The organism is Chlorogloea sp. CCALA 695 (genome assembly GCF_003003885.1).
Classification (GTDB): domain Bacteria; phylum Cyanobacteriota; class Cyanobacteriia; order Cyanobacteriales; family Chroococcidiopsidaceae; genus Aliterella.
Genome location: NZ_PVWN01000001.1, coordinates 137,379 through 150,964, shown reverse-complemented (window position 1 = coordinate 150,964; position 13,586 = coordinate 137,379). Strand labels below are relative to the sequence as shown.

The 13,586-nt window shown below is 41.6% G+C and carries 10 protein-coding genes and 1 pseudogene; 5 read left to right on the top strand and 6 right to left on the bottom strand.

The genetic code is table 11. The features are described 5' to 3' along the window. Positions 1-241: 241 nt before the first annotated feature. Positions 242-2,101, top strand: coding sequence for a hypothetical protein (locus C7B70_RS00675; protein WP_106367142.1), 1,860 nt, complete (start codon positions 242-244; stop codon positions 2,099-2,101). A gap of 183 nt (positions 2,102-2,284) precedes the next feature. Here C7B70_RS00675 and C7B70_RS28655 read toward each other — a convergent pair whose 3' ends face one another. The 5 genes and pseudogenes from C7B70_RS28655 to hemC form a co-directional block, all read right to left on the bottom strand. Further along, positions 2,285-2,506 carry a DUF2167 domain-containing protein gene (locus tag C7B70_RS28655; protein ID WP_369831785.1) on the bottom strand — a complete coding sequence of 74 codons (222 nt, stop codon included), beginning with the start codon at positions 2,504-2,506 and terminating at the stop codon, positions 2,285-2,287. Next, positions 2,496-2,849, bottom strand: a pseudogene (locus C7B70_RS28210) (DUF2167 domain-containing protein). The gene C7B70_RS28655 and the pseudogene C7B70_RS28210 overlap by 11 nt, the downstream one beginning before the upstream one ends. Then, on the bottom strand, positions 2,846-2,995 hold the full coding sequence (locus C7B70_RS25825) for a hypothetical protein (RefSeq protein WP_146133998.1): 150 nt from the start codon (positions 2,993-2,995) through the stop codon (positions 2,846-2,848). The pseudogene C7B70_RS28210 and the gene C7B70_RS25825 overlap by 4 nt, the downstream one beginning before the upstream one ends. Before the next feature lie 310 nt (positions 2,996-3,305). Then, the gene (gene glgA / locus C7B70_RS00655; protein ID WP_106367139.1) at positions 3,306-4,721 is read right to left on the bottom strand and encodes a glycogen synthase GlgA; all 1,416 of its coding nucleotides are present in this window, start codon (positions 4,719-4,721) and stop codon (positions 3,306-3,308) included. Between the two features lie 193 nt (positions 4,722-4,914). Then, positions 4,915-5,880, bottom strand: a complete 966-nt coding sequence (gene hemC / locus C7B70_RS00650; RefSeq protein ID WP_106367138.1) for a hydroxymethylbilane synthase — start codon at positions 5,878-5,880, stop codon at positions 4,915-4,917. 177 nt (positions 5,881-6,057) lie between these two features. Here hemC and bchI point away from each other — a divergent pair, with 177 nt between their 5' ends. The 4 genes from bchI to C7B70_RS00625 all read left to right on the top strand — a co-directional run bounded on the left by bchI (position 6,058) and on the right by C7B70_RS00625 (position 12,548). Further along, positions 6,058-7,164, top strand: coding sequence for a magnesium chelatase ATPase subunit I (gene bchI, locus C7B70_RS00645; protein ID WP_106367137.1), 1,107 nt, complete (start codon positions 6,058-6,060; stop codon positions 7,162-7,164). Positions 7,165-7,170: 6 nt separating this feature from the next. Beyond that, entirely contained in the window at positions 7,171-7,452 is a 282-nt protein-coding gene (locus C7B70_RS00640) for a hypothetical protein (protein ID WP_106367136.1), read from the top strand. 347 nt (positions 7,453-7,799) lie between these two features. Next, positions 7,800-9,347: a metallophosphoesterase gene (locus tag C7B70_RS00630; RefSeq protein WP_106367134.1), complete on the top strand. Its 1,548-nt coding sequence runs from the start codon at positions 7,800-7,802 to the stop codon at positions 9,345-9,347. 45 nt (positions 9,348-9,392) lie between these two features. Next, entirely contained in the window at positions 9,393-12,548 is a 3,156-nt protein-coding gene (locus C7B70_RS00625) for a tetratricopeptide repeat protein (protein ID WP_106367279.1), read from the top strand. 127 nt (positions 12,549-12,675) lie between these two features. Here the strand turns inward: C7B70_RS00625 and C7B70_RS00620 are convergent, their stop codons facing one another. Then, the gene (locus C7B70_RS00620; protein ID WP_106367133.1) at positions 12,676-13,449 is read right to left on the bottom strand and encodes a bifunctional 2-polyprenyl-6-hydroxyphenol methylase/3-demethylubiquinol 3-O-methyltransferase UbiG; all 774 of its coding nucleotides are present in this window, start codon (positions 13,447-13,449) and stop codon (positions 12,676-12,678) included. Positions 13,450-13,586: the final 137 nt, after the last annotated feature.

Sequence of the window (13,586 nt, the reverse complement as noted above, 5' to 3'; positions counted from 1 at the left end):
GATTCTACTTAATACAAAAAACATATAATCTTGACTGAAAAAATACAAAAATAGTAGGTTTTTAAGCATTGATTCTACTTGATACAAAAAACATATAATCTTGACCGAAAAAATATAAAAATAGTACGTTTTTAAGCTTTGATGATTGTTATACCCTTTTAAAAAGGGTAAGCGCAGAAGTTATTCAGCTCGATTTTTATCTTAAAAAATACCTGATTAAAACTACTATCTCGGAGAAAAAATGGCTGGTTTATACTTAATTATTGGCAATCGAGATAATTCCCGTCTCCAAGTAGCGGCTGAACAACTACAATTTTTTGATGAAAAAATTCAGATAATTAATGAAACGGGTTTTGGCTGTAGTTGGGTTAGTCAAAATAATCCCGATTTATTTGGTCCGGCTTTAGATCCGCAAACAGGAGTGAGAATTATCTGTAGTGGACGCATCGCTTGGGACGAACAAAAGTGGCAGCAAGCAGCTTCTTTAGGTCAGTATCAAGGCGGACTCAGCAGCCGCTTATTGCTAGAAAGCTATCTGCAATCGGGAATTGAAGGCATTGAAAACTCGCTCAATGGCGCTGCGGCGACGATTGTTTGGGATCCAAGACAGCAGAAAATCCATTTATTTACTGATTTCTTTGGTTACTATCCGATTTTTGTCTATCAACCAGAGCAAGTTGATGGTTGTGTAATTGCTAGTTTTCCCGACGCGATCGCCGATGATTGTGCCGTAAAAACATCTTGGGATTATGTTTCTATGGCAGAGTTTCTATGGCAATCTAAAATAACTCCCCCGCACACTTATTATCAGGAAATTAAATACCCTGGTGCTGCTACCCACTGCCAGTGGGATTTAAAACAACAAACCTATCAAAGCCGCGAATACTTCCAACCTTTTCAAGCAGGTTTTTTTGACAATCTCTCCCAAGCCGTTGAACAAACAAGTGCCGCCATTAGCCATAGCATTCATATTCGGACTTTACCAAGGCTGCAACCGATTGTTAGCTATACCAGTGGTGGATTAGATTCTAGAGTCATTCTATTTTCAAGTGCCGACCGCTCTCACCTATCAGGGTTGAATTTGTACGATAACCCCAATAGAGAATCTGAAGCGGCTGGCCAGTTGTGCCAAAAAGCAGGAGTTGACTATGTAGGTTTTAAAAGAGATGAAGACTACTATCCTCAATGGCTGAAATTAGGCGCAAAGTATTCCGGGGGTATGTGGTCAGCCTTTGACAATCACTTTTTAGGAACCAGAGAATTAGTGTGCGAGAAATTGGCAGCCAATACCGTGCTGAGTGCCTGTTCCACAGATTTTTTATTCAAAGATGCTAACCTTGATCGGCGTAACAGCAGATTTTTAGGCAAACAGTTACCTGCTGCAGAACTTTCTCCTCAATGGAATGGAGGCTTTTTAGACCCCCCACTGATGTCTTCCTATCGTTCGGTGTCCCCCGCCCTTCAAGCCTCAATTCAGCAACGCTTAACGGAGTGGTTTGGGGATATTCCCTTGGATTTTCGCAGCGAACTTGACAATTTGCGGGTAGAAGACAAACGCAACCGTCCTCAGTGTTACGCGGGTGGTTTATCTTTTCCCTTACTATTTAGCTGTTTTCCTTATGATTCATTCATGGCCGATCAGGCGATCGCCCAGTGTTATAGTAAAATTCCGGCTAAGTGGAAAGTTAACTCTGTTTTGTGGGGTCTAGTATCGGCTAAAATTAGCGGTCGTGATGTTATTGATGCTAACTTCGGCTCGCTACCAGGCGATTCTAAATGCAAAAAGTTATTTAAGAGCGCAATCAATAAAGTCAAGCGTGGATGGCGATCGCTGCCGACGGCAACAATGGATCCTGAGCAATTAGCTATAGAGGGTTCTTGGCCCAATAGAGGGTGGTACATAACCCATAGCCCAACAGTACGAGAACTATGGGAAACAACTTCTGTTAGCGCTCGTCAACAGATAACTGAGTTACTAGGTAACAATCCGTGGGAGGTTCCTTTAGAGCAATGGGCAAAACCTACCAATTCGCGTTATTTTTTCAACATCCTCACCTTATTGAGTCATTGGGCGGAGCGCCAGCAGTCTTTCGGCAGCTAATATCTTCCTTGCTTGTTGGTTTATCAAATTTATATTTGACAAACTCAATGGAATTTACCCTTTATTAATCAGCTTAGGTCTGACAATGGGAGTAGAAACTACCTCAAGTTTGAAGCTTAATTAACTTCCCGTCGTTTCTGAGCAGTTATCCTCGGCAGATGCTTCAAGCTTTTTACCGCTAAACTACGACTTGAGAAAACCAAGACCTACAATTAGGAAAATTAACAATTTTTTCAAAAAAGCTAACAAAACTAGGATAATTGGCAAAATTATCCTAGTTTTTGCTGCGGTAGCTCCTACTCCCCCGGCGATCAAAGCCCCAAGCCCAACAGTTGCTACTCGATCTTGACTAGAAGCGAAATCAGTGTATTTTTTGCCGGAAACGCAACTATAATTAGCAATCAATTTTTCTAGTTCTGACTTTACTATGGCTAAGGTATTCCGGCTTAATAACCAGATTTATCGATGTAACTCCATAACGTTCGAGTTTGTAGGTATTGTAGTTAACGATGTTGTGGTCTTCACCTTTGACGGCGATCGCCCAAACTAAATTATGAATGGTTGCTTCGTAATCAGAGACTTCTTGCCAACCCATAACGTGAAGCGGCGAAACACCTTGAGCTTGGCGCTATTTATTTGATTCTTCCGTAGATTCCATAATAGTTTTAAGAATGCCATCTTTATCGATAGAATTAGCATCCTCATCTTTGACATAGCCCAGTGGATCGTAACTAAAATTACCGTTCAGTCTTTGTTCTCGTCGTCAGGAACGACTAAACCAATCTCTGCTTTTGAGGGAGTATTATCTATATATGCCATCAGCTTACAGGTGTCTTTAGCCCCAGCAAATAGACAACCCTTCGTTAAATTCAATTTACTTAGCTCTTTACTCATTGTTATCACCTGCGCCCCTGATATTCAATTAAATTTGGGCGGTGTTCCCCCAGCAAAAACGGGCAGAATATTTGTAAAAACCAATAGCGCCAACAAAAAAAGCAACCCTAATTTCAGTGTTGAAAAAAATCTTACTCATAACCTTTTACTGTAAATGTGCAAATATTTAACTGTAGCTAAAGCTAAGATTCCTAGTTACACAGGCTGAGTTATTTTAAAGTCAAAAGTGTTACATAAATTAAATACCTCCTATCCATTAAAAAAGTTTAGCTTCAGTCTTTTTGTAAGAACTGAAGCGATAACAGCGATACTATTTAGTTACTAATTGCGGTGCTGCGGTTTCGGTTTGTGGTGGCAACCCGTACATTGACCTATATAGATCCACGTACTCTTTAGCCGATTGCTCCCAACTAAAGTTTTGACTCATGCCGCGCTGCTGCAATGCTTTCCAGTTTTCTTTATACTGAAAGCCCTCCCAAGCCCGTACCATACAAGTGTAAAGGTCTAAGGGTTCGTAGCGATCAAAACAGTAACCCGTACCTGTATGGTTACTAGGAACGTGATGAGAAACTGTATCTACAAGTCCACCAGTACGCCGGACAATGGGGACGCATCCGTAACGCAAAGCTAACATTTGACTGATACCGCAAGGCTCAAACCGACTAGGCATCAAGAAAGCATCGCTACCTGCGTAAATCCGTCGGGCGATCGCATCGCTATAAAGTAGATAAGTTGCCATTCGTCCGGGATAGCGCGAAGCAAGTTGCCATAACTGAGTTTCGTAGTAGCGATCGCCTGTCCCTAACAATACAAACTGAGCATCAGTATAAGCTAGAAACCTGTCTAAGGTTTGCAATACTAAATCAATACCTTTTTGTTCAACAACCCTCGTCACCATCCCGACTAAAAAAGCCTTGGAATTGACTTCTAAACCAACTTCTTCTTGCAAAGCAATTTTATTAGCGGGACGTTTCTCTAAAGTTTCGGCGTTAAAGGTTTGAGTAATATATTTATCATCGGCTGGATTATACATTTCTGTATCAATACCGTTGACGATTCCTGACAATTTGCCGCTAATGAAAGACATCAAACCTTCTAGAGTTTCGCCATAAGCTGGGGTTTTAATTTGGTCGGCGTAGGTGGGAGAAACAGTATTTACGCGGTCGGCAAACTGTACCGCCGCCGCCATTGTATTATGTCCTTGCATATACCAAGGACACCAGGTAATTTTTTCCAAAAACCACCGCCAAGGCCCTTGATAGGCGAGGTTATGAATTGTAAACACCGTACTGATATCGGGAGATTGATTCATCCACACCGGAATCATGCCTGTATGCCAATCGTGACAGTGGATTATTTCTGGTTTCCAGTAATTCCAGCAAAATTCCGCCGCTCCATTGGCAAATAGTGTAAACCGCCAATCTTCATCATCTCCACCATAAATCCGACGCGGCGCGAAGTTGGGATGAGAAAATAAATACAATGGTACGTCTGTACCTGGTAATACTGCTTCGTGGACAGAAAAAGACTCAAACATTGCCGCGCCATTCCAAACAGGTTCGGAGGGAATCGGCATTTTATCGGGCAAGAAACCGTAATAAGGCATGAATATTCGTACATCATGCCCCATTGCTCTTAATACTTTTGGCAAAGCCCCAACTACATCTCCCATCCCGCCAATTTTAGCAACGGGCGCTGCTTCTGCTGCAACAAATAGAATTCGCATGGTGATTTTGGCGTTTTCTGTTAATTAGTACCGTCATCATATTAGAGTTCGGGCAAAAGTCGGGAAAAGTGCAAATAAGAAATTAATCCTTTAACATTGCCCAATTCAGGTATACGAATGATTTGGCGTGACTTCAAAATAACTGTAGAGACGTTGCACTGCAACGTCTCTACCCCAAAATTCATCTATTACTTTAGCCTCGTTGGACTGCTTCAAAGATTGTGTCTAAAATCTCCTTAGCGCCTTGCTTTCTCAATAGCTGTGCTAACTCAATCCCAACATTTTCTGGTTCTGCAACTAGACCCGATACTTTACCCGTAACTACTTGCTGTCCGTCAACACTGGCGACAATTCCTGTCAATGTTAAATTTTCAGCGTCTATAACCGAATTAACGCCAATAGGTACTTGACAGCCGCCTTCTAGTTCCCGTAAAAAAGCTCTTTCAGCTAAAGTGCGATCGCGCGTTGGTGCGTGTTCAATGGCTTTAAGTAATGCTAATACTTCAACATCATCTTTGCGACACTCAATCCCTAAAGCCCCTTGTCCCACTGCATGAAGGGAAATTTCTGGCTTTAGTATTTGACCAATGCGATCGCTCATTCCCAATCTTTGCAATCCCGCTACCGCCAAAATTATCGCATCAAATTCGCCAGAATCGAGCTTTGCAAGTCTAGTAATCAGGTTTCCCCGAATATCTTTAAACGTTAAATGGGGGTAATGGTGGCGCAATTGAGCTAATCGACGCAAAGACGAAGTGCCAATTACTGCCCCAGGGGGTAAAGCATCAATTTGGAAATCGCGGTATTTTTCATGGAATACCACCGCATCGGCAGGATTTTCGCGTTCGGTAACGACTCCCAAAACTAAACCATTAGGTAAATTTGTCGGTAAATCTTTCAATGAATGCACGGCAAAATCTATTTCTTGCTGCAACATCCCTACTTCAAGCTCTTTTGTAAATAAACCTTTGTCACCAATTTTTGCTAAAGCTACATCTAAGATTTTGTCGCCTTGAGTCGCCATTGTGTGGACTTCAAAAGTGCGATCGGGATAAGCTTTTTGCAACTGGGCTTGCACCCAATGAGTTTGCACCAAAGCTAATTGACTAGCGCGAGAACCAATGCGAATTGTGCGGGGAGTACTGGAAATTGCGGACATATAACAACGAATTTAATAAAAAATTTAATTACACGATCTAGCCTACCGCAGCGATCGCGCCGTGAACTGTAACTAAACATCAATTTTTATGGCAAGCCCAACAATGATTGGTTGTTTCCTGCCAGTGTGGCAAAATTGTAAACGGTATCCTTGACAATTTTTTTTAGGTAAGTGTAAGTGAACCCAACCCCCCTAGCCCGTCGCGTCGTATTTCCTTTTACGGCGATCGTCGGTCAAGAAGAAATGAAATTAGCATTATTATTAAACGTTATCGATCCCAAAATTGGCGGCGTAATGATTATGGGCGATCGCGGTACGGGTAAATCTACCACTATTCGGGCGCTTGCTGATTTGCTCCCAGAAATTACTGTAGTTGCCGATGACCCCTTTAATAGCGACCCCAAAGACCCCGATTTGATGAGCGACGCTATCCGCAGCCAGTTAGAGCAACAAATTGACCTCCCTGTAGCCCAAAAAAAAGTACCGATGGTAGATTTGCCTTTAGGTGCTACCGAAGACAGAGTTTGTGGCACTATTGACATTGAAAAAGCTCTATCGGAAGGAGTCAAAGCTTTTGAACCGGGGTTACTAGCTAAAGCTAATCGCGGCATTCTTTACGTTGACGAAGTTAACTTGCTAGACGATCACCTCGTAGACGTGCTATTAGACTCGGCTGCAAGCGGCTGGAACACTGTTGAACGTGAAGGAATATCTATTCGTCACCCCGCCCGTTTTGTGTTGGTTGGTTCGGGCAATCCTGAAGAAGGTGAATTGCGCCCCCAACTGCTTGATCGCTTTGGAATGCACGCGGAGATTCGGACTGTCAAGGAGCCTGCTTTACGAGTGCAAATTGTCGAGCAACGTACAGAGTTTGACCAAAAACCTCAAGACTTTTTAGTAACTTACGAGCCTCAGCAAGTAACTTTACAACAACAAATTGTTAGCGCTCAACAGCTTCTATCTTCGGTAAATCTCGACTACGATTTGCGGGTCAAAATTTCTCAAGTCTGTTCGGAATTAGATGTTGATGGTTTGCGGGGTGATATTGTGACTAACCGCGCTGCTAAAGCTTTGGCGGCTTATGAAGGACGCACCGAAGTTACTATCGATGATATCCGTAAAGTTATGACTTTGTGCTTGCGCCACCGCTTACGTAAAGACCCTTTAGAGTCGATTGATTCGGGCTATAAGGTAGAGAAGTCTTTTAACCGCGTATTTGGTCTGGAATCAACAACTGATGCTCAAACAAACGGTGTTGGTCAAACTAAAACAAACGCCCGCTAATTGCTAATGAGAACCTGTCGTTTTTGGCTAAATACCTTAATTTGGTCGAGCCAGTATAACCCCGCCCCCTTTATCGAATTATTGATGCTATTTTTGGCGATGGTTTTACTGGTAGTTTGGGGTTTTGTTCCTCATTGGGCTTATTTGGTGCTGTGTTTGAGTTATGGAATTGGCGCATCGGTTTCGATATCGGTTAGGGAGGCGATCGCTCATTCTCCCCAAGCTCAAGCGGCTCAAGTTACTACTGTAGTTTTAATTATTACTAGCATTTATGTTTTGTTTACTTAACTTTCTGCTTTAGGTAGATGAAAGAACAACGCACAAACTTGTAACTTGCAGTTGTTTCTTTTATAAGAAAAACCGAATATGGGGGGTCTGCCCCCCAAACCCCCCATTGGGGGACGAGTTGCCTCCCCCAAACCCCCTGCAAAATGTCTCTCAATAAACCCGTTATTCTTCTGCTTTTAGTTTGTCTTAGGGAAGACCAGAAATTGGGGGCAAACCCTAAACCCCCTGCAAAAGGGTCTATGGGCATATCCTGGTTATGCTTGCTCTATACAGTTACTAATACTAATTGAGCGCACAAAAGTACAGTAATCGCAAAATATAAAAAATATAGAAAGTAAGTAATTAATATGAGATTTGTTTCCGATCCGCCTATCTCGGTCAAAATTCGCAAGATGAAACAACGAGTACGGTGGCAAGATAAAGTAATTACAGAACGGGGAATTGACCAAACTAAACTTGTTTTGGGCGATCGCACTCCCGACAATCCAAACTTCTCATTTTTGGTGGTGGGAGATAGTGGCGCAGGCCCTCACGGCGGTCACAATCCCCAAAGGCAGGTCGCCATGCAAATGCTCAATCACAAGGATTCTAGCCGCTTTGTACTGCATACTGGCGATGTTATCTATCTAGTTGGTTCTAGCGAATACTATTACAAAAATTTTATTAAGCCCTATCGAGAATTTATTGTTGGCGGCGAACATCCTAAAGAAATTGATTACGACAAAATGGTGTTCAATAAACCGTTTCTTCCCGTACTCGGCAATCATGACTACTACGATTTGCCCTTTATCTACGGGCTAATGGCTCAGACTGCTTTACCCCTGCGCCGCTTGCTGCAATCAAAACTAGATATCGATATTGGTTGGCATGGTTCCCATCAAGGTAAAGCCTACGCTCAAGCGTTTATGGACTATCTTAAAGGCTTTGAGGACGAAAATGATTTAATTCGTCATCTTGATCGCCACTATACGGCAAAAACTAACTCTGGGCGTTGTCTTTATTACGAACCTGGTAGCTTTACTCGTTTACCTAATCGCTACTACAGTTTCCAAAGTGGGGGAGTTGACTTTTTTGCCCTCGATTCTAATACTTTTAATTCTCCTTCACCTTTATCTAAAGACATTGCTGGACTAGAAAAGCGCCGCCAGTTAGAGCAAAACCGCGATCGCCTAGAACGCGAAAAAATATCTTATATTGAGGAGTCTACTAAGCTTAATTCGACAGATTCTGAACAATTAGACGATCTGCGTACCAAAATCGAACAGCTAGACGAGTTGCGTAACGATATCGATAAACAATTAGCCGCCGATGAGACTACTATGGTTGATACTGAACAGTTAGACTGGTTTGCCAATAGTTTGATTGAATCTTGGCATAATCCCGACGTTCGGGGACGTGTCGTTTACTTTCACCATCCCCCTTACGTTACTGAAGCAACTAAGTGGCATCAGTCACAAACTATCGCTGTCCGACTTCGCTTTCGTGAAGTCCTAAATAAAGTTGCACGTAAGCTTGGCTCTTTAAATGGCGATCGCCCTTTGGTAAATTTAGTTCTAAACGGTCACGCTCATTGTCTAGAATATCTCCGTACAGGCAATACCGGACACGCTGATGCTCATATCAATTGGATTGTTTGCGGTGGTAGTGGCTTTAGCTTGCGCCGTCAACGCAGCGAAGGAGTCGAATTGACTGAAAACCCCGGCGGTAATGTCTCAGCAAGAAGTCTTTTATACATTGGTCGTGCAGGTCAAGGTTCCCAAAAACGCCGCCCTTATTCGTTTTTGCGGATTGATGTCCTTGATGGCATCCCCGCTAAGTTTGTGATTAGACCTTTTGTAGTCGAGCGTTTTCAAGGAAAATGGAGTAATAGCGAAATTCAGCCCTTTGTTATTTAGTAGTTATCGATGCGATCGCCAAAAGTAAAAATCGGGAGCAACCTAGTGAAAAAACTAATTAAAGTCTTAACTGTTGCGATCGCTCTGTCTTGCATAACCATACTGCCCATAGCTCCTATTGCGGCACAAACGCGAATTTCTCCAACGCAAGAATTACAACAACTCCTACAACAAGCAGTAAAACAAACCGAAACTGGACAACTACAACAGTCCCTTAACACATTGCAAAAGGCTTTAGTTATTGCCAGACAACTAAAAGATAAAAAAACCGAATTAGAGATATTACAGGCAATTGAGTTAACAAAAAGTGTTTTAGCTGCGGGTTTTGGCTCCACTCCAACCGCTCCACCGCCTAAAACTGCTACGACTTCATCTCCTCAATCCCAATTAATTGCGCAGGGTTTGGAACAAACAAAACAAGGACAACCTAATAAAGCGATCGCTACTTTTAATCAAGCTTTGACTCTAGCTAGGCGAAGTCAAGACAAAGAAACGGAAGCTACAGCGCTGCTTGGGATTGGGTTAAATTACAGCAAAATCGGAGAAACTCAAAAAGCCTTAGATACTTATAATCAGGCTCTCCCCGTCTTCAAAGCAACGAACAATCCTTCAGGATCAGCTACAATACTTAATAATCTTGGTAAAGCTTATCAAGTAAATCAACCCCAAAAAGCATTAGAGCTATATAACCAATCTTTAGCAATCAGTAGAAAAATTAGTTATTTTAGCCAAGAAGCTACTACTTTAAATAACGTTGCAGGATTGTACTTAGCTACTGGAAAACCCCAGCAGGCATTAGAATCTTTAAACTTAGCTTTACCTATTTTACAGAAAATCGGCGATCGCCCCAAAATTGCCGGAACTCTAAATAATCTCGGTGAAGTCTATAAGGAAATCGGACAACCCCAAAAAGCTCTAGAACTTTACAACCAAGCTTTACCAATTTTTAAAGAAGTAGGCGATCGCACAGGAGTTGGAATTACCCTAAATAATATTGCTGGAACGTACCTAGCTACCGGAAATCCCCAAAAAGCCCTAGAACTTTACAACCAAGCTTTGCCAATATTTAAAGCAGTAAGCAACCGCACTCAAGAAGCCACGACCATTAATAATATTGGTGAAGTCTACAATACTATCGGGCAACCGCAAAAAGCATTAGAATATTACAACCAAGCACTGCCAATAGTTAAAGCCGCCGGAGATTCGAGACTAGAAGGCACAGTTTTAAATAACATTGGCGGATTCTACAATAATATCGGGCAACTCCAAAAAGCTCTAGACTTTTTCAATCAAGCTCTACCACTGTTTCAAAAAGTCGGCGATGTTGCTCAACAATCTAGCACTTTAAATAATATTGGAGTTGCCTACAATGCCTTGGGACAGCCAGAAAAAGCTTTAACTTACTACAACCAGGCATTGCCGATCTTACTTAAAGCAGGCGATCGCCCTGTTACTGCGACTACCTTAAATAATATTGGGGAAGTCTATCGCAATCTCAAACAACCTCAAAAAGCTTTAGAATTTTACAACCAAGCTTTACCGATTTATAAAGAAGTCGGCGACATTAGCGGCGAAGCTGTGTCTTTAAACAACATTGGTTTAGTTTATTACGAAAGCAAACAGTTAAAGCAAGCGTTAACGTACTACAACCAAGCCTTGTTAATTGTGCAAAAAATCGGCGATACCAGAACCGAAGCTGCTATTTTTGGCAATATTGGCACAGTCTATCGAGATACTAATAGACCTGTTGAAGCGATTAAAAATCTAGAGAAAGCGGTAGAACTTACTTTAAAAATTCGTAAAGGACTAGAAAAAGCAAATCGTCAACAGTTTCTTAAAAGTAGCAATGGTAAAGGTATTGGGTTAATTAGCTTGCTAATAGACCAAAATCAGAGCGATCGCGCCTATGAATGGGTTAATCTTACTACTACCGCCGATCTTGCCGATTATTCTCGTTTAATCGATGCCAAAGTTGCCAACCTTGAGGCGCAAAAAGCTATCGAGCAATGGAATCAATCTAACCGTCAATTAGAAACTTTGCGCCAACAATTGCAAGCAAAGTTTTCTGTCGAACTATCAGCGCAAGTTGACAAAATGCAAACCCAAGTAAATCAACAAGCAGAAACTATCGCACGCCAGTTTCCTGAAGTTGCTGAACTATTTGAATTTCAACCTACCGACATTGCTAAATTACGGGCAAATATTCCCGCCGGAACTGTAATTATTCAGCCAGTTTTACTTACAGAAGTAAGTAATGTACCTGATGAAGTCGCGCTGTTTGTCGTCACCAAGGAGAAAGTCACCGTTACAAAACAACCCCTTGATGTCAAAGCCTTTGACGCTTTAGTTACTCAGTACCGCCAAGAACTAACCGATATTAGGTTTCCCAAAAAATTCCGCTCAACAAGTGCAAAACTCTACGATATTCTCATCCGTCCCGTAGAAGCTCAAATTGCTAATGCAACTCAACTGAGCATTATTGCGACGGGGAAACTACGTTATATTCCTTTTGAAACCTTAATTGACAGCAAAAAGGGTAAGTATTTGATTGAAAAGTACCCAATTAATAATCTTACTCGTCTTTCTAGCCGCTCTTTACAACAACCGCCGAGTAAAAAGCTAAATCTGCTGGCTTTGGGTAATCCTTCCCCAGATGATGGACGCAATTTAGCTGGAGCAGAAGCGGAAGTAAAAAGTATTACGGCTTTATTACCAAGCGAATCTTACCTGAGAAAACAAGCGACTTTAAGCAACTTTAGAAACCTTGCTCCCCGTTTTTCTATTCTGCACTTAGCAACTCACGGCTGTTTTCAACCCCAAGGTTGTGCGGACTTAAAAATGTCGGCAAATACGTTATTATTTAGCGATCGCCCTCTCAATATTGCTGATGCTGCATTACTTGGACTCAAAAACACCGATTTAGTTGTATTAAGTGCCTGTCAAACCGCTTTGCACACATCTTCTAATGGAGAAGAATTTGCGGGAATTGCTTACTTATTTGAACGTGCAGGAGCTAGAAGTGCGATCGCAAGTCTCTGGTTAGCCAAGGATGAGGAGACAAAACAATTAATGATTGAGTTTTACAAAAATCTTAACCAGGGTAAAACTAAAGGTGAAGCATTACGCCTAGCAAAACTAAGCCTAATTACCAAGCATCCTTTGTATTGGTCGCCATTTATCTTAATTGGCGATGCTCGTTAAGAATGTAGTTACTACCAAGGGTTTTTGCTTTAAAATACTTATCTAAATCAGATTTAGCAATTTCTTTACTTCCAACCGTTTAATAATAACAACTTGATTTTTTAAAACTTCCTCGGCTAACAGTGAGTTAGTTTTTTTGTGCCACAATACACACTTTACCTGCAAATCCGGGCAGCAGGTTGGCAATTAATTTTGATAGGGTAGAGCTACCCTGCTTTTGAAACAAAAGAATCTTACAAGATTTCGATTCCAAAAAGCGGCTAATTTCCCTTGCATTTGTCCAGTACACCGCATCAGCATCGTAGCCAACAATGCCATTGTCCAAAATAGGTTTACGCATTTCAAAAGCATTCCTCCCAAGCTCTGCTAGTAAAGAGCGCCAGAAGTTTATTCCTACTAAGGCGAAGGCTTTAGACAAACTGGTAATACCGAGATAGGGAGTATTTTTTTTAAGCAAGTCTCTGACAATACCTGCTGGTACAATCGGCGAAGTTAGATTCGGAGCCAGCAGGATAATTTTTCCTCCTGGTTGGACTACTCGAACTATTTCTGCAAGAAAATTTTTTGGATTTTCAACGTGTTCAATCACGTTCATTGTCCCAACTGTCGAATAAGTGTTGCTAGGAATATCTACAGCGTTTTGAAAGTCTACAACGCAAAATTTATCTTTGGAAGCCGGTAAAAACTTTTCCGAAACATCAGTTCCCATCGCATCAAATCCTGCTTGTCTTAACAACAGGGTACTTGTACCGACTCCACAGCCAATATCAATTACAGAACCACCGGGACTAGCAAATTTTTTAAACAAATCAATATACAGCGCAAAGACACTTACATCTTGATTGCGAAGCATCTCTGCGTAAGAATCGGAAGTTTTGTAATACTCTGGCATATTAATCATTGAGTGCAACCTTCTGTAGATGATATGACTGAAATAGTACAACGTTTTTTAGATATTTTCATGCTTGTAGCTTTTTGTCAATGTATTGAAAGCTAAATTTTCTAGTAAGTGAAATAAAGTAAATGATCGCTTATATT

Coding starts and splice junctions, on each gene's coding strand:
- C7B70_RS00675 (WP_106367142.1), top strand. CDS start 242: ATGGCTGGTTTATACTTAATTATTGGCAATCGAGATAATTCCCGTCTC.
- C7B70_RS25825 (WP_146133998.1), bottom strand. CDS start 2,995: ATGAGTAAAGAGCTAAGTAAATTGAATTTAACGAAGGGTTGTCTATTT.
- glgA (WP_106367139.1), bottom strand. CDS start 4,721: ATGCGAATTCTATTTGTTGCAGCAGAAGCAGCGCCCGTTGCTAAAATT.
- hemC (WP_106367138.1), bottom strand. CDS start 5,880: ATGTCCGCAATTTCCAGTACTCCCCGCACAATTCGCATTGGTTCTCGC.
- C7B70_RS00640 (WP_106367136.1), top strand. CDS start 7,171: ATGAGAACCTGTCGTTTTTGGCTAAATACCTTAATTTGGTCGAGCCAG.
- C7B70_RS00630 (WP_106367134.1), top strand. CDS start 7,800: ATGAGATTTGTTTCCGATCCGCCTATCTCGGTCAAAATTCGCAAGATG.
- C7B70_RS00620 (WP_106367133.1), bottom strand. CDS start 13,449: ATGATTAATATGCCAGAGTATTACAAAACTTCCGATTCTTACGCAGAG.